The sequence below is a fragment of the Streptomyces sp. NPDC088923 genome, assembly GCF_044749745.1.
In the GTDB taxonomy this organism is placed as follows: Bacteria; Actinomycetota; Actinomycetes; order Streptomycetales; family Streptomycetaceae; genus Streptomyces.
The window spans coordinates 848336-874096 of the sequence record NZ_JBIVIO010000001.1 but is presented as its reverse complement, the minus strand read 5'-3'; the positions used below and the strand labels follow the sequence as shown (position 1 = coordinate 874096).

The window sequence follows — 25761 nt, the reverse complement described above, 5'->3', positions numbered from 1 at the left end:
GCCAGCCTAGCTTAGAGACCGCCGGTTCCTTGACAGAAGACCGCCGGTCTTTTATGTTCCTCGTAACAGACCGCCGGTTTCTTGGGAGCGCGACATGAGCAGTGACAACTGGACCGAGCAGGACATCCCCGGTCAGCACGGACGGGTGGCGATCGTGACCGGTGCCAACACCGGGCTCGGCTTCGAGACCGCCAGGGCGCTCGCCGCACGCGGGGCGAAGGTGGTCCTGGCCGTCCGCGACGCAGGGAAGGGGAAGCAGGCGGCGGCCCGCATGCCGGGCGACGTCACCGTCCAGACCCTCGACCTGACCTCGCTCGACTCGGTACGGTCCGCCGCGGCCGAGCTGCGCGCGGCCCACCCGCGCATCGACCTCCTGATCAACAACGCGGGCGTGATGTACACGCCGAAGCGGACGACCGCCGACGGCTTCGAACTCCAGTTCGGCACCAATCACCTCGGGCACTTCGCCCTCACCGGCCTGCTCCTCGACCGGCTGCTCCCCGTCCCCGGCTCCCGTGTCGTGACGGTCAGCAGCACGGGCCACCGCATCCGGGCCGCCATCCACTTCGACGACCTGCAATGGGAGCGTGCGTACAGCCGCACGGGCGCCTACGGCCAGTCCAAGCTCGCCAACCTGATGTTCACGTACGCGCTCCAGCGCCGGCTCGCACGGCAGGGCACGACGGTGGCGACGGCCGCCCACCCCGGCGTCTCCAACACCGAACTCATCCGCAACACCCCCGCCCCGCTCCGCCTCCCGGTCACCTGGCTCGCCCCCCTGCTCACCCAGAAGCCCGAGATGGGCGCCCTGCCCACCCTGCGCGCCGCGACCGACCCCACGGCGACGGGCGGCGACTACTACGGCCCCGGCGGCACGGGCGAACTCCGCGGCACCCCGAAACGGGTCACGTCCAGCCCCGCCTCCCACGACGAGGCCGTCCAGGAACGGCTGTGGACGGTGTCGGAAGAGCTGACGGGAGTGACGTTCCCGGTGGAGTAGTCCCCCCTCCGCTCGCGTCCCGGCCGCGCGAACGCTCGCACGTCGCACGGCGGGCGACTGATGCGACGGGCGCGGCGGGAGCACCGACGCTTTGCCCGTCCGGCCCGACGCACGGCGGCACCCGGCGGCGAGTGCCTACGGCCCTGACAGCAGAACGCGGTCGCGTGGGGCGCGGGCCCGCAAGGACGGACGGCCACCTCGCGAACGGGGAAACGGGGCACGCCGCTCGATGCGGCGGTCGCCGTGCGGGACGTCCGGGACGAGGACGAACGCGTGGACACCGTGAGCCCGGGCCGGGCTCTGGCGGGCGGGCCGGGCGTCGAGGGGCGACGGCCACGGACGACCGGGGCCGCCGCCTCCAGGTCCTGCCCGAGGCGGTGCCCACCGCCCGCGTCCCGCACCCCGCGAGAACGCGGTCGCGTGGAGCGCGGGCCCGGAAGGTGTCCTGCGAGGTGGGTGAGCACTCACTCACCTGGGAGGACGGACTGCCACCTCGCGTACGGGGAAACGGGGCACGCCGCTCGATGCGGCGGTCGCCGTGCGGGACGTCCGGGACGAGGACGAACGCGTGGACACCGTGAGCCCGGGCCGGGCTCTGGCGGGCGGGCCGGGCGTCGAGGGGCGACGGCCACGGACGACCGGGGCCGCCGCCTCCAGGTCCTGCCCGAGGCGGTGCCCACCGCCCGCGTCCCGCACCCCGCGAGAACGCGTGGAGCGCGGGCCCGGAAGGTGTCCTGCGAGGTGGGTGAGCACTCACTCACCCCAGGGGCACTCGCGGGCGCGAGAGAGACGAAGGGCGGCCACCTCGCGAACAGGGGAACGGACCACGCCACTCGACGCGCCGCGCATCGTGCGGAACGTCCACGAAGAGGACGAACGCGTGGTCACCGTGGGCCTGGGGCCGCGACCGTCGGTCAGGGGCGGACGGGCGGCTCTCGCGGGCACACGAAAGAGCCGCCCGTCCACCCCGGTGCGGGGCGGACGGGCGGCTCTCGGGCCGGGTCAGGCGCCGAGCGTTCCGGCGCCGGCCGCCGTGGCGAAGGCGGTGAGTGCGGCGGGGCTCACGACGAGGGCGGGGCCCGAGGGCCGCTTGCTGTCCCGTACGGCCACGGCCCGCGCGCCGAGCCCTCCGCACTCGACGCAGTCGCCTTGCGTACCGCTTGCCGAGGACTTCCACCACGTCACGGGAAGACGGGAGGCGTCACGAATCATGGGTGTTCCCTGTCTGTGCGATGCGCGCGCGACAGCGCGGAAGCCGGTCCGATCAGGAACATGGTCGCGCCCCCGTAGGCTCCCCACGAGGGGGCGTACGGGGGCGCATTCGCTGCGCGACGCGCAAGCCGCGTTACATCCGGCCCTCGGCCACGCTGCCGACGAAGACATGCCAGCCCTCGTACGTGCTGTTCAGGACGGGGCCGGCCGCTTCCTTGCTGTCGCGCATGGCCACCGCGCCGGGGAGGTACGCGACCTCGACGCATTGACCGTTCCCGTTGCTGTGGCTGGACTTGAACCACTCAGCCTCGTGCACTTTCATAGCTCCTTGCTGCTTCCGAGATGAGACGCCGGGACGCCTCCTCATCAAGTGATGCGTTCCAGATGCGGTGAAAGGCGTCGTCGTACTGCCCCACCTCCCGATCTTTATCCAGGTAAAGCCCGCCGGTGTAGCCGTCGGCGAAGACGGTGGGCGGCTCGATTGCGACCCCATCACCGTTCACGGGAAACCGCAGAATGACGAAGGGTCCCGTTACGACACCCACGTTCATACCGGCGCTGAAGGGGACCACTCGGAGCGAAATGTTCGGGAGTCCCGAGACGTAGATGAGATGCGCAAGCTGGTGCGCCATCACCTCGCTTCCGCCCACCGGGCGGCGGATCACTGCCTCGCTCAGCGCAATCCGCAGTTCCGGTGGATCAATGCTCCGTGACAGGAGCGTTTGCCTTGCGATGCGCAGGCGCACACGACCTTCGAGGCTCGCCTCGTCGAGTTCGGGAATGTGCGTGCGGATGACCTCACGCGCGTAACCCGCGGTCTGCAAGGGGCCGGACACGAGATCGCTCTCATAGAAGTCCAGGCTCACGGATGCCTCTTCGAGACCCACGTAGATGTCGAAGCCCTCCGGCATCGCTTCTCCGTACGCCTGCCACCACCCCCGCGCCTTCGTCTCCTTCGCGAGTTCCATCAGCGCCTTGGTCAGGTCCGGCGGAGCCCCGTACACGAAGCACATCGCCTGTACGTCGAGGCTGCGCAGCGGGGTCTGGCCCGTCTCGATGCGCCACATCTTCGCCTCGGACCACTCCAGCTCGACCGCCGCCGCGCGGACCGTCAGGTGCGCATTATTGCGAAGCGCCTTGAGATTCCTGCCCAGTTGACGACGCGGGACCGTCGATCCCGTCATGCCCTCCGCCATGCGTCCCCCTGTCCGTGCCCTCAGTATGCGGGCCGTTCGTCTTTCACGATGAAAGCGGAAAGTCGCTCAGCGCGCAGCCGGAAACATCCGTTCGACACTCTTGCAGGGAGACACCGCCGTGAAGTCTTGCACGGCGCCTCATGCTCCGGGCAGCGTGTGATTGCCACCGCCTGTGCGCGCGTCAACACTCCATGTCGCTTGTCGTGCACGGCACTTCCCGTTGAGAGGGCCCCGCATGGACACGGCTCGGCGTCGCGTAGAGGACGCCTCGGAACTCCTCGTACTGCCCGGCGAACCACAGGCGGCCCGGCTCGCCCGGGAACACGTCCGCAGGGAGGCACAGTTGCTCGACCCCGGTGCCACCGAGGCCCACCTTGACGACGTGGCACTCGTCGCCTCGGAGCTCGTGACCAACGCGATCCGCTACGGGACCGAACCCGGTGATTCCTTCGCCGTGATCGTGTTGACCGGCGAGACGGGTACGCGCGTCGAGGTCCGCGACCCGGTCCGGCGCCGCCCGCGTCGGCGTCCCGAGTCCGAGGACCGGCAGCGCGGACGCGGGCTCCTGCTGCTCGACGCGTTGTGCCCGGGGCAGTGGGGCTGCTACGACACACCGTTCGGCAAGGCCGTGTGGGCAGAGGTCGTGCGGTGACGCTCGTGCCGCCGCCCTTCATGTGGGGGTGCACGTCGTGCCTGCTGCTGTACGCGGGGGTGCTGCGGGAGGCGCGGGTCGGGGACGGGGCCGTACGGGCCCAACTCGCGCTCGCCGCGCACCTCGTGGAGGACCACCCCGATGACGTACCGCCCCCGCACGCCGAGGGCTGCCGTATCTGCCCCGGCTACGCCTCCAACCCCGACCCCGCGCGGGTGGCCCGGCTGTGGGCAGAGCACCGGGTGCGGGAGTACTTCCTGCCGGAGAGGGCGGCGCGGCGGTGGTGAAGGAACAGTTCGCATACGCTGCGCGCGTGGAACAACACGACGAACCCGCGGACGCCGAGGAGTGCCCTGCCTGCGAGGAGGCCGCCGATCGAGCGCTGGCACGGGAGGCACGGGCCGTACTCGCCGAGGGCGGAGCGACGGTGGGGATGGCGGAGATGCTTGCGACGGTGATGGGTACCGAAGGGCCGGGGACCGTCCGTTGAATCAGCGGCGTCGCTCGGGTGGGACCAGCGCCTGGCGCCACGACAGCCTCGTGCCGTGCTCGGCCTCATGGCGTGCCCGCTCCCTCGCGGCGCCGAGAGGGACAAGGACGAACCCGCCGCTGACGAGGAGGGTGCCCACCTTCCAAGGGAAATCCTCGTCCGGCGGGGGCACCCTGAGAAGTCCGGCAGCGAACGAATCCAGCAAAGGCAGTCCGCAGAGAAGGAAGATCCCGAGGAGAAAGAGGAGGGTCACGGCGCCCAAGGAGACCGTCAGCCACAGAAACCTGCGTCGAGCGCGAGCTTGCCGCGCCCGGCGGGCCGCCACGGCGCGTGCGTCCACGGTGGGCTTCGGAGAAGCGGCGAGGGGCCGGTAGTCGCCGTACCAGTTGCGGAACTGGAAGACGGGCCCGTGTCCCTCGCCGCTGAACTCGTTGTACTGATCGCCGTCTTCGCTGCGCACGCGCGATGACTTCCCCCGGCGGATGCCCCTTACTCCCCCGCCACGCTCCAAGCGATTCCGTCCAGGATGTCGTGTTCGCTCACGACCAGTTGTTCCGCCCCCGTCCTCCGCATGATCGCGCGGAGGATCAGCGTGCCCGCCGTGATCACGTCGACCCGGCCCGGGTGCATGACCGGGATCGCCGCGCGGTCGGTGTGCGTCGAGGTGAGGAAGCGGGTGGTCAGGGTGTCCACGTCCGCGCGGGTCAACGTGCTGTGGTGGATCGCCCGCGAGTCGTAGGCCGGGAGGTCCAGGGCGATTCCCGCCAGCGTCGTCACCGTGCCCGCCAGGCCGACCAGGGTGGATGCCTCCGCGAGGGGGACCTCCGACTCCGCCTCGTCCAGGGCCGCTTCCACGTCCTTCTCGATGGCCGCCACGCGGTCCGCCGGGGGTGGGTCCAGGAGGGTGCCGTCGTCCGTCGTCAGGTGGCGTTCCGTCATGCGGACGCAGCCGATGTCCACCGAGCGCGATGCGCGGGGGGACTTCGTGCCGAGGACGAACTCCGTCGAGCCGCCGCCGATGTCCACGACCAGGTACGTGTCCTCGCCCAGTTCGCGCGTCGCGCCCGTGAAGGAGAGGCGGGCTTCCTCGGCGCCGGTGATCACCTCGGGGTCGACACCGAGGATTTCCCGTACGCCGTTCACGAAGTCCTCGCGGTTCGAGGCGTCCCGCGAGGCCGAGGTCGCCACGAAGCGGATGTTGCCCGCCGGGACCTCGTGCTCCGCGATCGCCGCCGCGTACTGGCGGCAGGCCGCGAACGTGCGCTCCAGCGCCTCCGGGGCCAGGCGGCCCGTACGGTCCACGCCCTGGCCGAGGCGCACGATCTCCATACGGCGGTCGAGGTCCACGAGCGAGCCGGTCACAGGGTCCACGTCGGCGACGAGCAGGCGGATCGAGTTGGTGCCGCAGTCCACGGCTGCCACGCGGGTCACTTCGCGTCCTCCTGAGCACACAGTTCCGAGCACGGCTTCCTCTGCCACCACTCCGGCAGCATCGCGAGCGCCTCGTCCCCGAGCGGGTTGACGCCGGGGCCTGCCGCGAGGGAGTGCGCGACGAGGACGTGCAGGCACTTGACGCGGTCGGGCATCCCGCCCGCGCTCGGGAAGCCGGTCAGCTCCTCGATCGCGTCGCGGCGCTCGATGTAGTCCTCGTGCGCCGCGCGGTAGGCGGCGGCGAGTTCCGGGTCGCGGGCCAGCCGCTCGGTCATCTCCTTCATGACGCCGTTCGCCTCAAGGGTGCCGATCGCCGAGGCGGCGCGCGGGCACGTCAGGTAGTAGAGCGTCGGGAAGGGGGTGCCGTCGGGCAGGCGCGGGGCGGTCTCGACGACGTCGGGCTCCCCGCAGGGGCAGCGGTGCGCGATCGCGCGCAGTCCGCGCGGCGGCCGGCCGAGCTGGAGCCGGAAGACCTCGACGTCGGCCTCGGTGGGCTCGGTGGGCGCGGTGGTCGGCGGGGGCGTGTGCATGGAGGGCTTCGGGCTTCCGGTCGGGGGCGGGGGCGCGTACGCGCGTACGGCTTCCAGTATCCCCGTACGGGCGCGCCACCCGCCCGCCACCCGCCTGGCGCCGCCCACCGCCCGCCGCCCGCCGCCCACCGCCCGCCGCCCGCCGCCCGCCGCCCGCCTCAGCGCAGCGCCGCCGCGCGGTCGGCCTCGTCGATGCCGCCGAGGACGTTGGTGTACCAGGGGCGGGTGGCCGCCGCGTCCTGCGGTGCGGGGCCCGCGCTCGCGGCGCCCGGGACGAGGGCGGTGTAACCGGTCTCGCCGGGCAGGACGTAGTGCAGGCGCTCGCGGATGCGCTGGCGGGCGAAGGCGGGGTCCTGCCAGCGGGCCTTCTCGTCGCGCAGCCGCTCGACGTCGTTCTGGTGGGTCTTCAGCTCGCGCTGGAGTTCCGCGATCTCGTCGCGCTGGGCGATGTACTGCCGCATCGGGTACGCGAGCGCGACGATCAGCGCGCACAGCACGAGGACGAGGATCGCGGCGCGCCCGGTGAGGCGGGAACGGCGGGCCTGGCGGCGGGACTGGGAGCGGTAGACGCGGGCCGCCGTCTGCTCGCCGAGGACGCGCAGGCGGGTCGCGGTCGAGAAACGCTCGCCGTCGTTCTTCCGTGCCATCCCGGCTCTCCCCCTCGTACGGGTGGTGCGCACAGGCGTACGGCACACACGCGTACGCCCCCGCACACGGTACGGGACCGGGTGCGGGGGCGTGCGGAGGCTCAGCCCGTGCGGGCGTCAGCCCTTCGAGCGGCGGCTCAGCCCTTGAAGCGCGGGAACGCCGAGCGGCCCGCGTACACCGCCGCGTCGTCGAGGATCTCCTCGATGCGCAGGAGCTGGTTGTACTTGGCGACGCGCTCGGAGCGGGCCGGGGCGCCGCTCTTGATCTGGCCGCAGTTGGTGGCGACGGCGAGGTCGGCGATCGTGACGTCCTCGGTCTCGCCGGAGCGGTGGGACATCATGCACTTGAAGCCGTTGCGCTGGGCCAGCTCGACGGCGTCCAGCGTCTCGGTGAGCGAGCCGATCTGGTTGACCTTGACGAGCAGGGCGTTCGCGGACTTCTCGTCGATGCCGCGCTGGAGGCGCTCGGGGTTGGTGACGAAGAGGTCGTCGCCGACGAGCTGGACCTTGTCGCCGAGGCGCTCGGTGACGGTCGCCCAGCCCTCCCAGTCGTCCTCGAAGAGCGGGTCCTCGATGGAGACGAGCGGGTAGGCGCCGACGAGCTCCTCGTAGTAGGAGGTCATCTCGGCGGCCGTGCGGTCCTGGCCCTCGAAGCGGTACTTGCCGTCCTTGTAGAACTCGGAGGCGGCGCAGTCGAGCGCGAGCGCCACGTCACGCCCGGGGACGTAACCGGCCTCCTTGATCGCCTCGACGATGAGGTCGAGCGCGGCGCGGTTGGAGTCGAGGTTGGGCGCGAAGCCGCCCTCGTCGCCGAGGCCGGTGGACAGGCCGCGCTCCTTGAGCACCTTCTTGAGGGTGTGGTAGACCTCGGCGCCCCAGCGGACGGCCTCGGAGAACGACTCGGCGCCGATCGGCGCGATCATGAACTCCTGGATGTCCACGTTGGAGTCGGCGTGCGAGCCGCCGTTGAGGATGTTCATCATCGGCACCGGGAGCAGGTGCGCGTTGGGGCCGCCGAGGTAGCGGAAGAGCGGGAGGTCGCTCGCCTCGGAGGCGGCGTGCGCGACGGCGAGCGAGACGCCGAGGATGGCGTTGGCGCCGAGCGAGGACTTGTCGGGCGTGGCGTCGAGGTCGGACATCGCCTGGTCGATCAGGCGCTGCTCGGTCGCGTCGTAGCCGACGAGCTCCGGGCCGATCTGCTCGATCACGGCGAGGACGGCCTTCTCGACGCCCTTGCCCTGGTAACGGTTGGCGTCACCGTCACGCAGCTCGATGGCTTCGAAGGCACCGGTGGACGCACCGGAGGGCACGGCAGCACGGCCGGTGCTGCCGTCGTCGAGGCCGACCTCGACCTCGACCGTGGGGTTGCCTCGGGAGTCCAGGATTTCCCGGGCTACGACGACGTCGATGGACGGCACGAGCATCTCCTTCTGGGATGTGGAGCAGGTCTGCGGGGGCCCTTGCGGGGCCTTCCGCTGCATGAGCCTAACCGGCCGGGGGGCCGGGGTCGGCCTACGCCCGGGACTCGGTCGGAATCAGGGGGACAGAGCCGGTGAATAGGGCGAATCGGGTGGGCGGAACGGGGCCGAACGGGGCATCTGAGCCGAGGGGGTGACAGGTGAGCCGCGCTGGTGAGCGGGGGTGTGCGCGGGTGAGGTGCGGGGCGGGAGTCCCGTCCGGCAGGGAAAAGCCCCGCCCCGCCGCGTACGGGGGAGAACGCGGCGGGGCGGGGCGGTCCTGCGGGGGAACGCCACGGGCGCGGGGCCCGGTCGTCCCGGAGGGGGTCAGCTGAGGTGGAGCTGCTGGCCCGGGTAGATGAGGTCGGCGTCCTTGACGATGTCCTTGTTCAGCTCGAAGAGCTTGTTCCAGCCGCCGGAGACGTGGTGCTTCTGGGCGATCTCGCTGAGGCTGTCGCCCTTGACGACCTTGTACTCGCCGTCGCCCTTGGGGACGGTGATGCCGGTGTCGGTCTTGACCGTGCCGGTGGTCGACTTCGGGGTGGTGTGCTGCTGCTGGGGGGCCTGGCGCTGCTGGCTGCGCGAGGCGCTCTGGTCGCTGGAGGAGCGCTCCTGCGTCTGCTGGCCGCCACCATTGGGGTTGACGCCCGGGTCGACACCGTCGTTGGTGAGGTTGCCGGCGCCGGCGCAGGACCAGGCACCCGGGCCCTGCATGTCGAGGAGACGCTCGGCGGTGGCGATCTGCTGGTCCTTGGTGGCCAGGTCGGCGCGCGGGGCGTACTGGGTGCCACCGGCGGCGGCCCAGGAGGACTGGTTGAACTGGAGGCCACCGTAGTAGCCGTTGCCCGTGTTGATGGACCAGTTGCCGCCGGACTCGCACTGGGCGACGGCGTCCCAGGTGGCGGTCGAGGCGGCGGAGGCGCTGCCGCTCGCCATCAGCGGGACGGCGATCGCGGCGCCGGTGACACCGGCGAACGCGACGATGCGGGTGGTACGACGGCGACGGTGCTTGGCCTTGCCGGAAAACAGCATGGAGTATCTCCTCACCGACGCCTGCGAGGTGAGCTGTCGGGTTCGGGCCCGTGAGTTGCCCGGCCGGACGGCGGCTGCCGCCCGGCTTCACCCCTAGCCCCGGGCCGGCGCCCGGTCTCCCGGACGCCGGCTGGGACGCAAACCTTGGGTCCCCCGCTCCTGCCTTCGGCGCGTGACGCGACGACTGTCCCGAAACGGGCGCCGGCAGGATTCGGCGTGACGACCGTCGGGGCCTCCCGGTGGGGAAGCGAGCACGACGTTAAGCAAGAAATCAGCGGAACTTCAAAGACGATCAGGGCGGTTGAGACTCATGTCTCACTCGACCCCTACCGGACAATAACGGACAGATGCGGTCAACCGCTTGTCCGGTTATCGCCCTGATTCCGCACCAAGATCCAGGCTCTGGCCAGGAAGAATGAGGTCCGGGTCGGCGCCGACGATCTTCTTGTTCTGCTCGTAGAGCCCGGTCCAGCCGTCGGCCAGCTTGTGCGCCTCGGCGATACTCCAGAGATTGTCCCCTTCGCGCACCTTGTACGGATCGGCCTTGTCCGCCCCGTCCGCACCCTTCTGACCCTCCGTGTCCGTGGCCGCGTGGCGGCCGCCGGGAGCGGAACGGTCGGCTCCGGAGTCGCGGCCGTCGCCGGGAGTGGCGGATGTCTCGCCGGAGAGGTCACTGCCGGGGACGGTGGTCGACTCGGAGGGCGAGGCGGAGCCGGAGGGTTCCGCGGCCTCGGAGGGCGAGCCGGAGGGGGCGGGCTTCGCGTGCTTGCCGCGGCTGTGCCCCGTGGCGCCGCTCTCGCCCGTGGTGGCGTCCGCGCCCGCGCCCGCGGCCGCGTCCTCGTCCTTGCCGGACGGGCTCGCGGAGGCGTCGGAGGACGGGGTCCCGGTGGAGGCTTCCGCGTCGGGTGTCTTCGAGGCGGAGGGGTCGGCGCTCGCCGAGGACGAACTCCCCTCGCCCTTCTTCTCCTTCTTGTCCTTCTTGTCCGTCTGCTTCTCGCCCGGCGCGGTGGCGCTCGGCGTGCCCTCGGGGGCGGGCGCGGAGGCCGTCGAGCCGTCCTCCGTGGTGAGCCCGGCGGTCAGGGCGCAGCCGGGCCAGGCGGAGGGACCCTGGGCCGCGAGGATGCGCTGACCCACCTGTATCTGCTGGGCGGGCGTCGCCATGTCGGCGCGGGGCGCGAGGTCGAGACCGCCGTGCGCCTCCCACTCCTCGTCGGAGAGCTGGAGGCCGCCGTAGTAGTCGTTGCCGCTGTCGGCCGCCCAGTCACCGCCCGTCTCGCACTCCACGAGGCGGTCCCAGGGACCCTGGTCGGCGCTCGCGGTCCCCGCGCCGAGGAGGGGGATGGCGATGGCGGAGCCGGTGACCCCGGCCGCGACGACAAGGGCCGGGGCCTGGCGGGGGCGTCGGTGGCGACCGTTCCCGGAGAGCATGCGGTGCCTTTCGCAAGAGCTGAGGGTCAGCTGGTGGGACAGATGATCCGACGTGAACGTAGCGGGATTCGAACGCTCGTCACAAGTCGATGCAGCACTGATCACGCGAACATCACATTATTGACGCGCATTCAGTTCACGACTGCTCACATCCCTGCGCAGAGGGGGTGAAACGGACGGGAAGGGTGCGCAGGCCTCGCATGATGAGGCCGCCGCGCCAGCGCAGTTCTTCGGGGTCGGCGTCGAGGGCGAGGCCGGGGAGGCGCGTGAAGAGGCGGGTGAGGGCGGTCTTTCCCTCCAGGCGGGCGAGCGGGGCGCCGAGGCAGTAGTGGATGCCGTGGCCGTAGCCGAGGTGCTGGTTGTCGCGGCGGGTGAGGTCGAGCGTGGTGGGGTCGGGGAAGCGCGCGGGATCGTGGTCGGCGGCGGCGAGGACGACGAGGACCGGGTCGCCGGAGCGGATGTGCCGGCCCGCGAGGTCGAAGGACTCGGTGGCGTAGCGCCAGGTGGCGAGTTCGACGGGGCCGTCGAAGCGGAGGAGTTCCTCGATGCCGGTGGTGAGGAGGGCTTCGCCGTGGTCGGGGCCCTGGAGGGCGTCGTGGAGCATGGCACGCTGCCCGGGGTGCCGAAGTAGGGCAAAGCACCCATTTCCCACCAAGTTCACGGTCGTCTCGAAGCCCGCGAACAGGAGGATGAACGCCATGGCGGCGGCTTCGTTCTCGGTGAGGTGCTCGCCCTCGTCAGCGGCCTGGATGAGGGCCGAGATGAGGTCGTCGCCTAGGTCGCGGCGCTTCCTGTGGATGAGTTCGGCGAGGTAGCCGCGCATCTTGCCGACGGCGCGTCCCACTCCCCCGCGCGGGCCCTGCCCGTGCCGGATCATCATGCCCGCCCAGTCGCGGAAGTCGTCCTGGTCCTCGCGCGGGACGCCGAGGAGGTCGCAGATGGCGTAGATGGGGAGCGGGAAGGCGAACTCGTGGATGAGGTCCGCGCTGCCGCGCGCGGCGAAGCCGTCGATGAGGTGGTCCGTCAGCTCCGTGACGCGCGGCGCGAAGGCGGCGACGCGGCGCGGCGTGAACGCCTTCGAGACGAGACGGCGCAGCCGGGTGTGGTCGGGCGGGTCGATGTTGAGCAGGTGCGTCATCAGCTCGGCCTTGCGCTCCCCGGGAATCCCGGTCTTCCCGCGCGCCCCGGCGCCCTCCGCGTGGTGCGCCGGGTTCTTGGAGAGCCGGGGCTCGGCGAGCGCCCGCCGCGCGTCCTCGTACCGCGTCACGAGCCACGCCTCGACCCCGCTGGGCAGCCGCGTCCACGCGAGGGGCTCGTGCGCGCGCAGCCAGGCGTAGGAGGGGTACGGGTGGGCGGCGAACTCCCGGGAGAAGAGGGCGGGGGCGTGCGGGAGGGGGGCTTCGGCGGGGAGGGGGGTGCGGGGGCAGGGCATACGGAGACGGTAGCGAAGCTCCTGGTGGGGGCGGGGGCGGGTTCGCCGTCCGGCGGGGGTGCCCTGTTCGGGGGCTCCGCCCCCGAGCCCCCGCTCCTCAAACGCCGGAGGGGCTGGATTGATCGGCCCCGCTGGGATTGACCGCGCCCCGCTGGATTGATCGCGCCCCGCTGGATTGATCGCGCCCCGCTGGGATTGACCGCGCCCCGCTGGATTGATCGCGCCCCGCTGGATTGATCGGCCCCGCTGGGATTGACCGGGCCCCGCTCCTCGAACGCCGGTTCCGCTCCCGCAACTCCCGCTTCGGCACGCCCCCTTGACCCCTCCCCCGCCCCGTCGAAGAATGACCCGCTGACAACGTTGTCTCAGCGGCTGGAGGGCATTCCCCACATGTCATGGCCTCATCGATTCCGCAGGCGGGGCGCGGTCGCGCTGCTCGCCGGAACGCTCGTGGGCGGGGTGCTGCTCGCGCCCTCCGCGCAGGCGGTCGCCGGGCACGCGCCGGGGCGGGACCACCTCACCGACCTCGTCAACCCGTTCATCGGCACCGAGAACGAGGGGAACACCTACCCCGGCGCGGCGGTGCCCTTCGGCATGGTGCAGCTCTCCCCCGACACCGGTCACACGACCGGCTACGACTACCAGCAGGACCACATCAGGGGGCTGAGCCTCACCCACATCTCGGGCGTCGGCTGCGGGCTCGGCGGCGATCTGCCCGTCCTGCCCACGACGGGGGACATCACCGAGACGGACGACGCGAAGTACGCCTCCGCGTACAGCCACGACGACGAGGAGGCCCACCCCGGGTACTACCGCGTCGGTCTCAAGACGTACGGCGTGCGGGCCGAGGCGACCGCGACCGAGCGGACCGGCAAGCAGCGGTACACGTTCCCCGCGACGGACAAGGCGAACGTCCTGTTCAACGCGGGGCAGTCGCTGCACCGCACGGTCTCCACGAAGGTCGAGGTCCTCGACTCCCGCACGATCCGCACCGCCATCACCGGCCGGGGCTTCTGCCAGGACACCGTGCCGTACACGGTCTACACGATCACGCGCTTCGACCGGCCCTTCGCCTCGTACGGCACCTGGGCGGACGGCAAGGTGACGGCCGGTTCGAAGTCCTCGGCCGCGAAGGAGGGCGGCAACGGCGCCTACGTACGCTTCGACACCCGCAAGGACCGTACGGTCGAGGCGACGACCGCCCTTTCGTACGTCGACGCGGCGGGCGCGGCCCGCAACCTCAAGGCCGAGGGCGGCGGCTCCTTCGACCGGGCGCGCCGCGCGGCCGACGCGACGTGGGAGAAGCGGCTCGGCACGGTCGCGGCGCAGGGCGGTGACGAGACGCTGCGCCGCACCTTCTACTCCTCGCTCTACCGGTCCTTCCTCGCCCCGAACGTGGGCGAGGACGTGGACGGCCGCTACACCGGCTGGGACCAGAGGAAGCACCGCTCCGAGGGCTTCACGTACTACCAGAACTGGTCGCTGTGGGACACGTACCGCACGCAGACCCAGCTCCTGTCGCTGCTCGCCCCGCACGAGGCGCGCGACATGGCGCTGTCGGTGCTGCGCGTGGACGCGGAGAGCGGCTGGCTGCCCAAGTGGGGGTACGGGACGGTCGAGACGAACATCATGACGGGCGACCCCGTCACGCCGTTCCTCACCAACGCCTACCAGCAGGGGCTGCTCAAGGGCCACGAGGAGGAGGCGTACCGGGCGCTGAAGAAGAACGCGGACGGGGTGCCGCCCACGGACTCCCCGGCGGTCGGCCGCGAGGCCAACGCCCAGTACCTGAAGGACGGTTTCGCGCCGTACATCAAGGACCGCCCGCACGCCAAGCCCGGTGACTCGGACTTCGACCACGGCGGCTCGGCGACGCTCGAATACGCGCTGTCCGACGGCATGCTGAGCCGGATGGCGAAGGACCTCGGGCACGACGCGGACGCGCGCCGCTACGCGGAGCGCGCCCAGAACTACCGGAAGATCTTCGACCCCTCGACCGGCTTCTTCCGCTCCCGCGACGCCTCGGGCGCCTTCGCGGGCCCGGCCGACCCGGCGCAGAGCGAGGGCTTCCACGAGGGCACGGCGTGGCAGTACCAGTGGATGGTGCCGCAGGACCTGCCCGGGATGATCGGCCTGATCGGCGGCCAGGACGCGGCGCGGCAGCGCCTCGACTCCTTCTTCGCCTACGACCAGCTCGTGGCCGACCCGGCGAAGACGGCCCGCGAGGTGTGGGTCAACGGCCCGTACGACTACTACAACGCGGACAAGTACAACCCGCAGAACGAGCCCGACCTCATCGCCCCGTACACGTACCTCTCCACGGGGCAGCCGTGGAAGACCACCGACGTCGTGCACGCGGCGCTGACGCTCTTCACCGACACCCCGACCGGCATGACCGGCAACGACGACCTCGGCACGATGTCGGCCTGGATGGTGCTCTCGGCGATCGGCGTGTACCCGGTGCAGCCGGGGACCGACACGTGGAGCCTGTCCACGCCCGTCTTCGACCGGGTCGACCTCACGCTGGACAAGCGCTACTACCCCGCGGGCCGGTTCACGGTCACGGCGCCGGGCACGTCGGCGGACCAGCGGTACACGCGGTCGGTCCGGCTCGACGGCAAGGCGTGGGACCGTACGTACCTGACGACGGACGACCTGCGCGAGAGCCACCGGCTCGACTTCGCGGTGGGCACCGAGCCCTCGGCGTGGGGCACGGCGGCGGGCGACGCACCGCCGGCGGTGACGCCCTCGCAGCCGTAGGCGGGGGAAACGGTACGGGGCGGGTCCACCGGCAGCGCGCCGGTGGACCCGCCCCCGTGCGTACGCCCTACTCCTCCTCCACCGCGTCCTCCGCCGCGCTCCCCTTCGCCGCCTCCGCCCGGCGGATCGCGTCGCGGTAGGCGCGGGCGGAGGCGCGCAGGGACGCCTCCGGGTCGACGCCCGCCGCGTCGGCGCGGGCCGCGAGCGCGAGGAGTGCGGGGCCCCAGTCGGCGCCCGGCTCGGGGACGGGGACGGGGAGCCCGGCCGTACGGGCCCGGGCCGCGAGCTTCGCGGCGAGCGAGAGCGCGGGCTGCGCGAGCGGGATGCCCTCGGTGACGGAGGCGCGCTGCTTCTCGTCGGCCTTGGCGGCGAGCCACAGCGTGCGGACCTCGTCGGGGGTCTCGGCGCTCTCGTCGCCGAAGACGTGCGGGTGGCGGCGGATCAGCTTCTCGACGAGCGCGCCCGCGACGTCGTCGATCGAGAAGGGGGCCTCGGGGTCGTCCTCGGCGATACGGGAGTGGAAGACGACCTGGAGCAGGACGTCCCCCAGCTCCTCGCGCAGCTCGTGCCGGTCCCCGTCCTCGATCGCCTCGACCAGCTCGTAGACCTCTTCGAGCGCGTACTTCGCGAGGCCCTCGTGGGTCTGGCGGCTCGACCAGGGGCAGTCCAGGCGGATGTGGTCCATGACCTGCACGAGGTCGATGAGCCGGGCGCCCGGCAGGTCGTACGAGGCGGGAAGGAGTTCCAGCTCGGGCATGGCGTGGCGCCCGGAGCCCGCGAGCGCGGCGAGGCGGTCGGTGAGCTTGTGCTCGTCGGCGCCCTCGCCCGCCACGACGACGACCGTGGAGCCGTCCGCGCAGGCCGCGACGAGCTCCTCGGCGGCCGGGACCCCGGCCTCGACCGCGACCCCGGCCTCGCGCAGGTACGGGAGCTGGGGGTGCTCCGGGTCCGCGCACAGCACGCGGGCCGCGCCGCGCAGGGTCTGCCAGGCGCGCCAGGACAGCAGCCCCGGCGCGACCCGGTGACTCGTGGTCAGCAGGACGATGCGACCTGTGCCCCCGCTGCCCCCGGGGCTGTCGGGGCGGTCTTCCGGGCCGTTTCCGTGGCTGGTTTCGTTCACCACGGCAACGTAACCCAGGCGGGGCCGCGTCCTTGGTCAGCCCTGCCCCGTTTCTGCGCCGGTGCCGTCGGCGGCACCCGCGTCCCCGCCCGCGCCCGCGTCGGCGCCCGCGCCCGCCTCGGCGCCCGCCGCCTGGCCCGAGGGGGCGCGGCTCACCTCGTGCAGCCATGCCGGGCGGGCGTCGGCGCGGGTGGCCTTCGCGGCGTCCCACGTGCCGTAGCGCGGGTTGACGTCGACCTTGAGCTTCTTCGCGGTCGCGGCGAGCGTCTTGTCGACGGTCGCCTTGCCCTCGGGGCTCGACGGGTCGGCGCCGAGCGCCTCGTACAGCTTCTGCTCGGCGATGTTCTCGCGCAGCGCGTCGTCGAGGCGGGACGGCGGCACGCCGTAACGGGTGAGCCATTCGACCTTGAGGCCCTGCTCGCCGCCCGCCTGCTGGGTGAGCTGCGCGCGGGCGCTCTGGACCTCGGCGCGGCTGACGGTGACGCCCTTGTCGGCGGCGGCGCGGGCGACGACGCGGTCGCGCACCATGCCCTGGAGGGTGGGCCGGGCGAGACTGCCGCTGCCCGAGATGATGCGCTCGGAGGTCTGCGCGTCGGAGCTGAGTTCCCGTACGGCGTCGTGGAGTTCGCCGACGCGGTGCTGAAGCTGCGCCTCGGTGATCCGGGTGCTGCCCACGACGGCGGCGGCGCCCGGGTGCGGGGTGCCGCCGCAGGCGCTGAGCAGCGGCGCGGCGGCGAGGGCGAGGGCGGACAGGGCGTATGCGGTGGAGCGGCGGTGCAAGGTGGGCCTCCCTGCGAGCAGTTTGTGCGTCGATGCACAAAGTCCGGGGTCGATCGTAGGAGGTGGCCGGGCGGAGGGCCACCACCTTGGAGCAACGAGTCGGGAGGGGGAGGCGGTACGGGGGTCTTCGGGGCGGTACGGGGGACCTGCGGGGGGGACGGGTACGGGGCGCCGCCCGCCGGGCGGCGCCCCCTGCCGTCAGCCGGTGATCGCGACCGGGCCGTCCCAGGCGCTGCGGTCCACCGTGATGGTGTAACTGCCGCGCTTCTCCTTGCTGTTGACCATGTACTGGTGGCCCCGGCTGTGGTCCGTGTAGAGGCTCTTGGACCAGGGCCAGTCGCTCGTCGTGGTGTTGACCTTGTCCCACTTGGCGTACCAGAGGTTGCCGGGGAGGTCGGTGCGGTCCTTCGCGGTGGCGATCGCGGCGGCGCTGGAGCTGCTGAAGCCGTAGAAGCCGCCGCGGTAGATCTTGCCGCGCAGGGTCTTGGTGAAGGCGCGCGTGTAGGAGAGGACCGCCTTGGCGCAGGAGGCGTTCTTCGTGTCGTACGGCTCCATGTCGAGGAAGATCGGGCTTCCCTTCCTCATGCCGAGCGCGGCGGCCTTGGCGACCGCGTCGGCGCCGTCCTTCGCGCCGAGCGAGGCCGCGTTGGACGTCGTCATCTTCTCGGGGTTGGCGCTCTTCTGGCACGGGGGCTGCGCGCCCACGTACAGCGGGACGAGCTTCCAGCCCTGCGCGCTCACGGTCTTGACCCAGGAGGCGGTGAGCTGCGGCTGCGCGCAACCGCGGTTCTTGCCGCCGATGTAGACGGCGGCGGCCCCGTAGAAGCCGGTGTGCCACGCCTTCATGGCGGCGCTCGACGGCGCGGTGCACGTGTCGAAGGCGCGCCCCTTGAAGGTCTTCTGCGCGGGCCACACCGTGCTGGCCCCCGCCTGCGTCGCCGCGAAGACCCCCACCCCCGCGACAACGGCCGCACTCGTCCCGAGCGCGATCCACCGCCCCCGCTTCGACCGTCTGTGACTACCGCCCTGCTGACCGGACTTGGTCATCTTTTTCCCCACCCTTGACTTACCTGCCGAGTTCGCCCGCAACGCGAGCATCGCAAGATATCGCGCGTCGTGCGGAGGGTGCGGGGCGGGCCGCTCACCCCGCGGGGCCGCTCACCCCGCGGGGCCGCTCGCCATTCCCCCGTCCGGCAGGTGACGAGCCGCCGGTCAGCGCCCCGCGTCCCGCACCCCGAGCGAGTCGAGCCAGCGCAGGAGGCGGCCGCCCTCACGGGTCATGACGTCCGGCTCGCGCAGGGCGTTGGCCAGGAGGGACATGCCCTGGTAGGCGGAGACCAGGGTGAGTGCCAGGTCGTCCGGGTCGGGCAGGCCCAGTTCGCGGAACTGGCCCGCTGCCCAGTCCAGCAGGCGGCGGAGAACGGCGCCGGCCTCCGCGTCGAGCGTTCCGTCGGCACGCTTGTCGAGTTCGACGGCCAGGGTGCCGGTGGGGCAGCCGTGGCGGGCGGCGGTCCCGCGCTGCTCGATCCAGCCTTCGACCAGCGCCTTGAGTCGCTCGCGCGGGTCGGCCAACCGGTCCAGCTCGCCCACGAGTTCGTCCAGGTGGGCGCTGTGCTCGACCAGTGCCGCCAGGACCAGTTCGTCCTTGGTCTTGAAGTAGTAGTAGACGTTCCCCACCGGGACCTCGGCCTCGCGCGCGATATCGGCGAGAGTCGTCCGTTCGACCCCCTGCTCGTGCAGCACCCGGGCCGCCGCCGCCATGAGCCGCTGCCGCTTCTGCGAGGCCCGTACGCGCCGGTTCACTGAGTTGGTCACCCGACTGACTATAGACAGCCCCAGGGAGCAGCGTGTTAGCGTCACCCCCGCTACTGAGTCAGTCAACTCACTTACTTTCAGGAGGTCGCGATGATCACCGTGACGGGGGCAACGGGCAACATCGGGCGGACGCTGGTGGAACTGCTCGCCGAGGCGGGTGAGGAGGTCGTGGCCGTGTCACGGCGTCCCCAGACGGCCCACTCCGTGCCGGGCGTCCGCTGGGTACGGGCCGATACGGGCAATGCCGGGAGCCTGCGCCCCGCGCTCGACGGGGCCCGCGCACTGTTCCTCCTGCTCGGCGGCGAACTCAACAGCCGGGGCGAGGCTCCCGAGGCGCTGCTCGGTGCCGCCGCGGCCGCCGGGGTCGAACGGCTCGTCCTGGTCTCCTCGCAGGTCAGCGCCACCCGCCCCGAGGCGCTCTCGCACGCCCGTCTGCGGGAGTTCGAGGCGGCGGTACGCGCCTTCGGCGGCGACTTCACCATCCTGCGCCCCGGCGGTTTCGCCTCCAACGCCTTCGCCTGGGCCGAGACGGTACGCACTCGGCGCACCGTCTTCGCCCCGTTCGGGGACGTGGCGCTGCCCGTCGTCGACCCGGCGGACATCGCGGCCGTCGCCGCGGCCGCGCTGCGCGAGGACGGGCACGCCGGGCGTACGTACGAACTGACCGGCCCCGAGCTGATCAGCCCGCGGCAGCAGGCGAAGACGCTCGCCGGGGCGTTGGGCGAGGCGGTGGCTTTCGTGGAGCTGTCACACGCGCAGGCGCTGGAGCGGATGACGCGGTTCATGCCGGAGCAGGTCGCCACCGGCACGCTGGAGGTCCTCGGGGCCCCGCTCCCCTCGGAGCAGCGGATCAGCGCCGACGTGGAGACCGTCCTGCACCGCCCGGCCGGCTCCTTCGGGCGGTGGGCCGCGCGCAATCTGGCGGCATTCCGGTAGCCGGTGGGGCCGGCCATCCGGTGGCCGGTGGGGCCGGCCGCGTACGGGGGGGGCGGCGGGCCCGGCCGCGTACGGGGGGGCGGCGGGCCCGGCCGCGTACGGGGGGCGGCGGGCCCGGCCGCGTACGGGGATCGGCGGGGTACCGGCCTCGGCTACCCGCGCCCGGGCCTCGGCCACTCGGCGGCAGGGGCCGCCTCCCGGCGCGATTCCGGACGGCTCACCTCGCCCGGAATCGTGCCGGGGCCTTCGTCGGGGCCGTGCCCTCGGGGAGTTTCTGGTCGGGGCAGGTCGCGAGGACCTTCTTCATCGCGGCCTTCTCGGCGGACGTGACCCACAGCCCGTACTTCGCCTTCACCGCGACCTGGCCCGCCACGTACGTACAGCGGTAGCCCTTGTTCGCGGGGAGCCAGGTCGCCGTGTCGCCCTCGCCCTTGCTGCGGTTGGGGCCGGCGCTCACCGCGAGGAGGTTGAGGGGGTCGTTGGCGAGGGCGATGCGCTTGCTCGGCTCCCACTTCGACGCGCCCTTCTGCCAGGCGTCGGAGAGCGAGACGAGGTGGTCGATGTCTATCTTGCTCGCGCCGCGCGTGAAGCGGACGTCGTCGCCGGAGTACGGGTCGTCGTTGAGGACGCCGCTCGCGATGACGCAGTCCCCGGACTTGAACTTCACGTCCTTCAGGTCGCGCTTGAGGACGTCGTTGCGGGTGTCGCAGTGGTTGGAGTCCGTGTCGGCCCACGCGGAGCCGAACTTGTCGCGGTCGTAACCGGTCTTCGGGGCGCGGCCCTTGACCGTGAGCCCGTCCACGGCCTTGAGCGCCGAACCCTCCGCGCCCCGCGCGGGCTCGCTCGCCGCGCCGCCGCCCCCGCCCGCGCCCGACACCTCGACGTCCTTGCACCCCGCCGCACCGAGCAGCAGCCCGCCCAGCGCCACCGCGCCCACCACTCCGCTCGCGCCCCGCCGCACCCCGTACCGCATCTCGCCACCCCTCGCCCGCCACCGGTCCCTCCGGCCGCCCCCTCTGTGTACCCGGGCCCGGTGCCGGGATGCCCGGCGGGGTGGCGTACGCCCGGGGGCGTACGGGAACCCGGCGGCCATGACGTCGCATCACGTACTCCCGCTCGCCGAGGCGCACCATCCCTCGCCCCTCTCCTTCGTCTTCCTCGCGATCATCTTCACGCTGTCCGTCACCCAGCTCCTCAACCCCCGGCTGTTCTGGCGCGCCAACCGCCCCTTCCAGCGGCCCTTTGTGAAGGACTACGACGCCACGGAGCCCTCCGCGAAGGGCTACGCGGCCATGCGCCTCACCGCGGGGATCGTCGCGGCGGCCTGCGTCGTCTTCCTGGTGACGGCGCTGCGCTGACCCCGCGGAAAGCCCCCGCCCCCAGCCGCCCCCTACCTCCGCGACGGGTCCGGCCCCGGTGTCGTCCGGCCCGTACCGCCGTCCTTGTCGTGTCCCCGGCCTGGCCCGTACCGCCGCCCCGCTTAAGGTCGGCCCCATGACTGTGCAACGACTGGACAACGTCGCCGTCGTCGTCGACGACCTCGCCGCGGCTGTCGCCTACTTCCTCGAGCTCGGGCTCGAACTGGAGGGCGAGGCGGAGATCGAGGGGCTCTTCGCGGACCACACCGTGGGGCTCGACGGCGTCCGCAGCGCCATCGCGATGATGCGGACCCCGGACGGCCGCGGCAGGCTGGAGCTGACCACGTACCACCACCCGGTGGCGATCGAGGCCGCGCCGCCCGCCCCCAACACGCTCGGCCTGCACCGCCTCATGTTCGCCGTGGACGATCTCGACGACACGATCGCCCGCCTGCGCCCGCACGGCGCCGAACTCCTCGGCGAGGTGGCGCGGTACGGGGACAGCTACCGCCTGTGCTACCTGCGCGGCCCGGCGGGCATCATCGTGGCGCTGGCCGAGCAGATCGGCTGAGGCGGGGCGGGCACCGACGCCGGTACGGGGGGAGGCCCCCCGCCCACGTACCGGTGGACCGCCCGCTCCCTCCCGCCTACGACCCCACGATCGACGTCAGGAACTCCCCGACCCACGCGAGCAGTTCGCGGTTCGCGAGCGGCTTCCCGCCGATCTTCGCCGTCTTCGGCCGCGGCACGAGCGCCGACCGCTGCGCCGGCTTGAGCACCGTGCCCGGGTAGAGCCGGTTGAGTCGCAGCTCCTGCGACTCGCGCAGCTCGGGCAGCGGTGCGAAGCGCACGTTGTTGCCCTGGAGGACGATCTCACCGACCCCGCACGCCCGCGCGAGCAGCCGCAGCCCGGCGACGAGCAGCAGGTTCTCGACGGGCTCGGGCAGCGGCCCGTACCGGTCGGTCAGCTCCTCCCGTACCGCCGTGATGTCCTCCTCCGAGGTGGCCGCAGCGATCGCGCGGTACGCCTGGAGGCGGAGGCGCTCACCCGGGGCGTACTCGTGGGGGACGTGCGCGTCCACCGGGAGTTCGATCTTGACCTCGGGCGGCAGCTCCTCCTCGGACGTGCCGTCGAGCTGCGCCCGGTAGTCGGCGACGGCCTCGCCCACCATCCGTACGTACAGGTCGAAGCCGACGCCCGCGATGTGCCCGGACTGCTCGCCGCCGAGCAGGTTGCCCGCGCCGCGGATCTCCAGGTCCTTCATCGCGACGTACATGCCCGCGCCCATCTCGGTGTGCTGCGCGATGGTCGCGAGGCGTTCGTGCGCGGTCTCGGTGAGCGGCTTCTCCGGCGGGTAGAGGAAGTACGCGTACCCGCGCTCGCGGCCACGTCCCACTCGGCCGCGCAACTGGTGGAGTTGGGACAGGCCGAAGTTGTCGCCGCGCTCCACGATCAGCGTGTTGGCGTTCGAGATATCGATACCGGACTCCACGATCGTCGTGGAGACGAGCACGTCGAACTTCTTCTCCCAGAAGTCCACGACGACTTGTTCCAGGGCCTGTTCGCTCATCTGCCCGTGCGCTGTCGCGATGCGCGCCTCGGGGACGACGGCGCGCAGCCTGGCCGCCGCCCGGTCGATCGAGTCGACGCGGTTGTGGATGTAGAACACCTGGCCCTCGCGCAGGAGTTCGCGGCGGATCGCGGCGCCGATCTGCTTCTCGTCGTAGGGGCCGACGAAGGTGAGGACGGGGTGCCGCTCCTCGGGCGGGGTGGTGATGGTGGACATTTCGCGGATGCCGGTGACGGCCATCTCCAGCGTGCGCGGGATCGGGGTCGCGGACATGGTGAGGACGTCCACGTTCGCCCGGAGCTTCTTCAGCTGCTCCTTGTGCTCGACGCCGAAGCGCTGCTCCTCGTCCACGATGACGAGCCCGAGGTCCTTGAACTTCGTCTCGGAGGAGAAGAGCCGGTGCGTGCCGATGACGAGGTCGACGGACCCGTCCCGCAGCCCCTCCAGGGTCGCCTTCGACTCGGTGTCGCTCTGGAAGCGGGAGAGCGCGCGGATCGTGACGGGGAACTGGGCGTACCGCTCCGAGAACGTCGAGAAGTGCTGCTGCACGAGGAGCGTCGTCGGGACGAGCACGGCGACCTGCTTGCCCTCCTGGACGGCCTTGAAGGCGGCCCGTACCGCGATCTCCGTCTTGCCGTAGCCGACGTCGCCGCAGATCAGGCGGTCCATCGGGACCGTCTTCTCCATGTCGGACTTGACCTCGCTGATCGTGGTCAGCTGGTCGGGCGTCTCGGCGTACGGGAAGGCGTCCTCCAGCTCGCGCTGCCACGGCGTGTCGGGCCCGAAGGCGTGCCCGGGGGCCGCCATGCGCGCGGAGTAGAGCTTGATGAGGTCGGCGGCGATCTCCTTGACGGCCTTCTTGGCGCGCGCCTTCGTCTTGGTCCAGTCGGCGCCGCCGAGGCGGTGCAGCGTGGGGGCCTCGCCGCCCACGTACTTCGTGATCTGCTCCAGCTGGTCGGTCGGGATGTAGAGCCGGTCGCCGGGCTGGCCGCGCTTGGCGGGCGCGTACTCGACCACGAGGTACTCGCGCGTCGCGCCCTGCACCGTGCGCTGGACCATCTCGATGTAGCGGCCCACGCCGTGCTGCTCGTGGACGATGTAGTCGCCCGTCTCCAGCGTGAGCGGGTCGATGGACTTGCGGCGGCGCACCGGCATCCGGGCGCCTTCCTTGCCCGCCGCCTTCTGCCCGGAGAGGTCCGTCTCGGTGAGGACGGCGAGCCTGCGCGCCGGGTCGATGAAGCCGTGATCGATGGAGCCGCAGGAGACATGCACCAACCCCGGCTCGATGGCGCCGAGTTCAGGGTCGAGGCGGGCCGGGATGCCCTCGGTGCCGAGGACTTCGGCGGTACGGGAGGCGGGGCCCTGCGCCTCCGTGACGTACACCGTGCGCCAGCCCTCGCTGACCCAGCGCTTCGTGTCGGCGAGGGCGCGCGCGGTGTCGCCCCGGTAGGTCTCGGGCGCGTGCATCGCGAGGCTGATCGTGTCGCCGTCCAGCTCCTCGTCCACGGCGAACGGCGAGACGGACCACCACGGCGTGCCGAGGTCGTGCACGGCGTGCTCGCGCACGTCGGCGAGCGACCACAGCGAGGCCGCGCCGACGTCGATGGGGGCCTCACCGCCGGTCGCGGAGGCGGCCCAGGAGGCTTGCAGGAACTCCTGGCTCGTCGCGACGAGGTCGGCGGCGCGGGTACGGACCCGCTCGGGGTCGCACACGAGGGTGAGCGAGCGCTCGGGCATGACGTCGAGCAGCAGCTCCATGTCGTCGACGAGGACGGGCGCGAGCGATTCCATGCCCTCGACGGCGATGCCCTCGGCGATCTTGCCGAGCAGTTCGCGCAGCTCGGGGTGTTCCTCGGCGAGCACGGCGGCGCGGCGGCGCACCTCGTCGGTGAGGAGGAGCTCGCGGCAGGGCGGGGCCCACAGCCCGTGCTCGGCGATCTCCAGGGAGCGCTGGTCGGCGACCTTGAAGTAGCGGACCTCCTCGACCTCGTCGCCCCAGAACTCGACGCGCAGCGGGTGTTCCTCTGTCGGCGGGAAGACGTCGAGGATGCCGCCTCGTACGGCGAACTCGCCGCGCTTCTCGACCAGCTCCACGCGCGCGTACGCGGCGGCGGCGAGCGCTTCGACGATCTCCTGGAGGTCGACGCTCTGCCCCTGCCTCAGCGCGACGGGCTCCAGGTCCCCGAGCCCCTTGACCTGCGGCTGGAGCACGGAACGGATCGGCGCGACGACGACGGAGACGGGCCCGGCCTCGGGGTCGTCCGCGTCGGGGTGCGCGAGGCGGCGCAGCACGGCGAGGCGGCGGCCGACGGTGTCGGAGCGGGGCGAGAGGCGCTCGTGCGGCAGCGTCTCCCAGGAGGGGAACTCGACGACGCCCTCGGCGGGGATGAGCGTACGGAGCGCGGCGGCCAGGTCCTCGGCCTCGCGGCCGGTCGCGGTGACGGCGAGGACGGTACGGCGCGCCTCGCGCGCGAGCGCGGCCACGACGAAGGGCCGCGCGGCGGGCGGCCCGACGACATCCGCCTGGGTGCGGTGCCCGTCGCCCGCGGCCTTGACCGCCTCGGCGAGCGCCGGGTCGTCGAGCACCGCGTCGAGAAGACCGTGCAGACTCATGAATGCCATCCGTCCTTGACCGGGGGTCCGTGCGGGCCCCGGGGGTCCGTACGTGGGCCGGGGGGTTCGCCCTGAGCCCGCGGGCAGCAGCGGCCCGGGGCAGCGCGAAAGACCGGCACGCGGTACGGGCCGGGGGTCTTCCAGCGTACGACGCGAAAGCCCGAGACGGGCGGGGCGGTCACCCTCCGTGGGGAACCGGACGGGACGGGTGACGACTTCGGACGGGACGGGACGGGGGACACGAGCGCGGCCCGGGGGCTGGTTTTCGGCTGTCGAGCGGGGACGAGGAACAACGACCCGG

At 72.2% G+C, this 25761-nt stretch carries 24 protein-coding genes, 1 pseudogene and 1 riboswitch; of the genes and pseudogenes, 8 read left to right on the top strand and 17 right to left on the bottom strand.

Features of this window, described 5'->3' with window-relative positions:
- Window positions 1–94 precede the first annotated feature (94 nt).
- On the top strand, window positions 95–1000 hold the full coding sequence (locus tag ACIP4O_RS04090) for an SDR family NAD(P)-dependent oxidoreductase (RefSeq protein WP_401571260.1): 906 nt from the start codon (window positions 95–97) through the stop codon (window positions 998–1000).
- Between the two features lie 1002 nt (window positions 1001–2002).
- Here ACIP4O_RS04090 and ACIP4O_RS04085 read toward each other — a convergent pair.
- The 3 genes from ACIP4O_RS04085 to ACIP4O_RS04075 form a co-directional block, all read right to left on the bottom strand.
- Complete coding sequence (locus tag ACIP4O_RS04085) at window positions 2003–2212, bottom strand: DUF397 domain-containing protein (RefSeq protein ID WP_401571257.1); 210 nt, start codon at window positions 2210–2212, stop codon at window positions 2003–2005.
- 133 nt (window positions 2213–2345) lie between these two features.
- The gene (locus ACIP4O_RS04080; protein WP_401571254.1) at window positions 2346–2534 is read right to left on the bottom strand and encodes a DUF397 domain-containing protein; all 189 of its coding nucleotides are present in this window, start codon (window positions 2532–2534) and stop codon (window positions 2346–2348) included.
- Window positions 2515–3408: a helix-turn-helix domain-containing protein gene (locus tag ACIP4O_RS04075; protein ID WP_401571252.1), complete on the bottom strand. Its 894-nt coding sequence runs from the start codon at window positions 3406–3408 to the stop codon at window positions 2515–2517. Before ACIP4O_RS04075 ends, ACIP4O_RS04080 begins: the two co-directional genes overlap by 20 nt.
- Window positions 3409–3643: 235 nt before the next feature.
- Here ACIP4O_RS04075 and ACIP4O_RS04070 point away from each other — a divergent pair, with 235 nt between their 5' ends.
- From ACIP4O_RS04070 to ACIP4O_RS04060, 3 genes and pseudogenes are all read left to right on the top strand, one after another.
- Window positions 3644–4060, top strand: a complete 417-nt coding sequence (locus tag ACIP4O_RS04070; RefSeq protein ID WP_401571249.1) for an ATP-binding protein — start codon at window positions 3644–3646, stop codon at window positions 4058–4060.
- Complete coding sequence (locus ACIP4O_RS04065) at window positions 4057–4347, top strand: hypothetical protein (protein ID WP_401571247.1); 291 nt, start codon at window positions 4057–4059, stop codon at window positions 4345–4347. Before ACIP4O_RS04070 ends, ACIP4O_RS04065 begins: the two co-directional genes overlap by 4 nt.
- 68 nt (window positions 4348–4415) lie before the next feature.
- Window positions 4416–4550: pseudogene (locus ACIP4O_RS04060) on the top strand (prevent-host-death protein); the annotation flags it as partial.
- 1 nt (window position 4551) lies between these two features.
- On the opposite strand, the gene ACIP4O_RS04055 reads toward ACIP4O_RS04060, so the two are convergent.
- The 8 genes from ACIP4O_RS04055 to ACIP4O_RS04020 form a co-directional block, all read right to left on the bottom strand.
- A complete protein-coding gene (locus tag ACIP4O_RS04055; protein WP_401571245.1) occupies window positions 4552–5010 on the bottom strand; it encodes a hypothetical protein in 459 nt (152 codons plus the stop codon).
- 29 nt (window positions 5011–5039) lie between these two features.
- A complete protein-coding gene (locus tag ACIP4O_RS04050; protein ID WP_401571243.1) occupies window positions 5040–5981 on the bottom strand; it encodes an exopolyphosphatase in 942 nt (313 codons plus the stop codon).
- Complete coding sequence (locus tag ACIP4O_RS04045) at window positions 5978–6511, bottom strand: DUF501 domain-containing protein (RefSeq protein ID WP_401571241.1); 534 nt, start codon at window positions 6509–6511, stop codon at window positions 5978–5980. Before ACIP4O_RS04045 ends, ACIP4O_RS04050 begins: the two co-directional genes overlap by 4 nt.
- 158 nt (window positions 6512–6669) lie before the next feature.
- The gene (locus ACIP4O_RS04040; RefSeq protein ID WP_401571238.1) at window positions 6670–7158 is read right to left on the bottom strand and encodes a septum formation initiator family protein; all 489 of its coding nucleotides are present in this window, start codon (window positions 7156–7158) and stop codon (window positions 6670–6672) included.
- Window positions 7159–7295: 137 nt separating this feature from the next.
- Window positions 7296–8582 carry a phosphopyruvate hydratase gene (eno, locus tag ACIP4O_RS04035; protein WP_009066343.1) on the bottom strand — a complete coding sequence of 429 codons (1287 nt, stop codon included), beginning with the start codon at window positions 8580–8582 and terminating at the stop codon, window positions 7296–7298.
- Window positions 8583–8942: 360 nt separating this feature from the next.
- Complete coding sequence (locus ACIP4O_RS04030; protein ID WP_401571235.1) at window positions 8943–9647, bottom strand: transglycosylase family protein; 705 nt, start codon at window positions 9645–9647, stop codon at window positions 8943–8945.
- A gap of 3 nt (window positions 9648–9650) precedes the next feature.
- Window positions 9651–9828, bottom strand: a riboswitch (cyclic di-AMP (ydaO/yuaA leader).
- Window positions 9829–10016: 188 nt separating this feature from the next.
- Entirely contained in the window at window positions 10017–11075 is a 1059-nt protein-coding gene (locus tag ACIP4O_RS04025) for a transglycosylase family protein (RefSeq protein ID WP_401571233.1), read from the bottom strand.
- A 136-nt stretch (window positions 11076–11211) separates the two neighbouring features.
- Window positions 11212–12507 carry a cytochrome P450 gene (locus ACIP4O_RS04020; RefSeq protein ID WP_401571230.1) on the bottom strand — a complete coding sequence of 432 codons (1296 nt, stop codon included), beginning with the start codon at window positions 12505–12507 and terminating at the stop codon, window positions 11212–11214.
- Between the two features lie 390 nt (window positions 12508–12897).
- Here ACIP4O_RS04020 and ACIP4O_RS04015 point away from each other — a divergent pair, with 390 nt between their 5' ends.
- A complete protein-coding gene (locus tag ACIP4O_RS04015; protein WP_401571228.1) occupies window positions 12898–15267 on the top strand; it encodes a GH92 family glycosyl hydrolase in 2370 nt (789 codons plus the stop codon).
- A gap of 67 nt (window positions 15268–15334) precedes the next feature.
- On the opposite strand, the gene ACIP4O_RS04010 is transcribed toward ACIP4O_RS04015, so the two are convergent.
- The 4 genes from ACIP4O_RS04010 to ACIP4O_RS03995 form a co-directional block, all read right to left on the bottom strand.
- Complete coding sequence (locus ACIP4O_RS04010) at window positions 15335–16387, bottom strand: nucleoside triphosphate pyrophosphohydrolase (RefSeq protein ID WP_401571226.1); 1053 nt, start codon at window positions 16385–16387, stop codon at window positions 15335–15337.
- 36 nt (window positions 16388–16423) lie between these two features.
- Entirely contained in the window at window positions 16424–17167 is a 744-nt protein-coding gene (locus ACIP4O_RS04005) for a SurA N-terminal domain-containing protein (RefSeq protein ID WP_401571224.1), read from the bottom strand.
- 198 nt (window positions 17168–17365) lie between these two features.
- The gene (locus ACIP4O_RS04000) at window positions 17366–18214 is read right to left on the bottom strand and encodes a glycoside hydrolase domain-containing protein (RefSeq protein ID WP_401571221.1); all 849 of its coding nucleotides are present in this window, start codon (window positions 18212–18214) and stop codon (window positions 17366–17368) included.
- A 165-nt stretch (window positions 18215–18379) separates the two neighbouring features.
- Entirely contained in the window at window positions 18380–18928 is a 549-nt protein-coding gene (locus tag ACIP4O_RS03995) for a TetR/AcrR family transcriptional regulator (RefSeq protein WP_401573811.1), read from the bottom strand.
- A 144-nt stretch (window positions 18929–19072) separates the two neighbouring features.
- Between ACIP4O_RS03995 and ACIP4O_RS03990 the strand changes: the two genes are divergently transcribed.
- Window positions 19073–19918: an SDR family oxidoreductase gene (locus ACIP4O_RS03990; protein WP_401571218.1), complete on the top strand. Its 846-nt coding sequence runs from the start codon at window positions 19073–19075 to the stop codon at window positions 19916–19918.
- A 217-nt stretch (window positions 19919–20135) separates the two neighbouring features.
- Here the strand turns inward: ACIP4O_RS03990 and ACIP4O_RS03985 are convergent, their stop codons facing one another.
- Complete coding sequence (locus ACIP4O_RS03985; RefSeq protein WP_401571216.1) at window positions 20136–20891, bottom strand: HNH endonuclease family protein; 756 nt, start codon at window positions 20889–20891, stop codon at window positions 20136–20138.
- Between the two features lie 118 nt (window positions 20892–21009).
- On the opposite strand from ACIP4O_RS03985, the gene ACIP4O_RS03980 reads away from it, so the two are divergent.
- Window positions 21010–21276, top strand: a complete 267-nt coding sequence (locus ACIP4O_RS03980) for a DUF6199 family natural product biosynthesis protein (protein ID WP_401571215.1) — start codon at window positions 21010–21012, stop codon at window positions 21274–21276.
- 136 nt (window positions 21277–21412) lie between these two features.
- Window positions 21413–21847, top strand: coding sequence for a VOC family protein (locus tag ACIP4O_RS03975; protein WP_401571212.1), 435 nt, complete (start codon window positions 21413–21415; stop codon window positions 21845–21847).
- Window positions 21848–21923: 76 nt separating this feature from the next.
- On the opposite strand, the gene mfd is transcribed toward ACIP4O_RS03975, so the two are convergent.
- Window positions 21924–25460, bottom strand: coding sequence for a transcription-repair coupling factor (gene mfd / locus ACIP4O_RS03970; protein WP_401571210.1), 3537 nt, complete (start codon window positions 25458–25460; stop codon window positions 21924–21926).
- Between the last annotated feature and the right edge of the window lie 301 nt (window positions 25461–25761).

Excerpts from the sequence above, each read along its gene's own strand:
- ACIP4O_RS04090 (WP_401571260.1), top strand. The coding sequence starts at position 95 with ATGAGCAGTGACAACTGGACCGAGCAGGACATCCCCGGTCAGCACGGA.
- ACIP4O_RS04085 (WP_401571257.1), bottom strand. The coding sequence starts at position 2,212 with ATGATTCGTGACGCCTCCCGTCTTCCCGTGACGTGGTGGAAGTCCTCG.
- ACIP4O_RS04080 (WP_401571254.1), bottom strand. The coding sequence starts at position 2,534 with ATGAAAGTGCACGAGGCTGAGTGGTTCAAGTCCAGCCACAGCAACGGG.
- ACIP4O_RS04075 (WP_401571252.1), bottom strand. The coding sequence starts at position 3,408 with ATGGCGGAGGGCATGACGGGATCGACGGTCCCGCGTCGTCAACTGGGC.
- ACIP4O_RS04070 (WP_401571249.1), top strand. The coding sequence starts at position 3,644 with ATGGACACGGCTCGGCGTCGCGTAGAGGACGCCTCGGAACTCCTCGTA.
- ACIP4O_RS04045 (WP_401571241.1), bottom strand. The coding sequence starts at position 6,511 with ATGCACACGCCCCCGCCGACCACCGCGCCCACCGAGCCCACCGAGGCC.
- ACIP4O_RS04040 (WP_401571238.1), bottom strand. The coding sequence starts at position 7,158 with ATGGCACGGAAGAACGACGGCGAGCGTTTCTCGACCGCGACCCGCCTG.
- eno (WP_009066343.1), bottom strand. The coding sequence starts at position 8,582 with ATGCTCGTGCCGTCCATCGACGTCGTCGTAGCCCGGGAAATCCTGGAC.
- ACIP4O_RS04030 (WP_401571235.1), bottom strand. The coding sequence starts at position 9,647 with ATGCTGTTTTCCGGCAAGGCCAAGCACCGTCGCCGTCGTACCACCCGC.
- ACIP4O_RS04025 (WP_401571233.1), bottom strand. The coding sequence starts at position 11,075 with ATGCTCTCCGGGAACGGTCGCCACCGACGCCCCCGCCAGGCCCCGGCC.
- ACIP4O_RS04020 (WP_401571230.1), bottom strand. The coding sequence starts at position 12,507 with ATGCCCTGCCCCCGCACCCCCCTCCCCGCCGAAGCCCCCCTCCCGCAC.
- ACIP4O_RS04015 (WP_401571228.1), top strand. The coding sequence starts at position 12,898 with ATGTCATGGCCTCATCGATTCCGCAGGCGGGGCGCGGTCGCGCTGCTC.
- ACIP4O_RS04000 (WP_401571221.1), bottom strand. The coding sequence starts at position 18,214 with ATGACCAAGTCCGGTCAGCAGGGCGGTAGTCACAGACGGTCGAAGCGG.
- ACIP4O_RS03995 (WP_401573811.1), bottom strand. The coding sequence starts at position 18,928 with ATGGCGGCGGCGGCCCGGGTGCTGCACGAGCAGGGGGTCGAACGGACG.
- ACIP4O_RS03990 (WP_401571218.1), top strand. The coding sequence starts at position 19,073 with ATGATCACCGTGACGGGGGCAACGGGCAACATCGGGCGGACGCTGGTG.
- ACIP4O_RS03985 (WP_401571216.1), bottom strand. The coding sequence starts at position 20,891 with ATGCGGTACGGGGTGCGGCGGGGCGCGAGCGGAGTGGTGGGCGCGGTG.
- ACIP4O_RS03980 (WP_401571215.1), top strand. The coding sequence starts at position 21,010 with ATGACGTCGCATCACGTACTCCCGCTCGCCGAGGCGCACCATCCCTCG.
- ACIP4O_RS03975 (WP_401571212.1), top strand. The coding sequence starts at position 21,413 with ATGACTGTGCAACGACTGGACAACGTCGCCGTCGTCGTCGACGACCTC.
- mfd (WP_401571210.1), bottom strand. The coding sequence starts at position 25,460 with ATGAGTCTGCACGGTCTTCTCGACGCGGTGCTCGACGACCCGGCGCTC.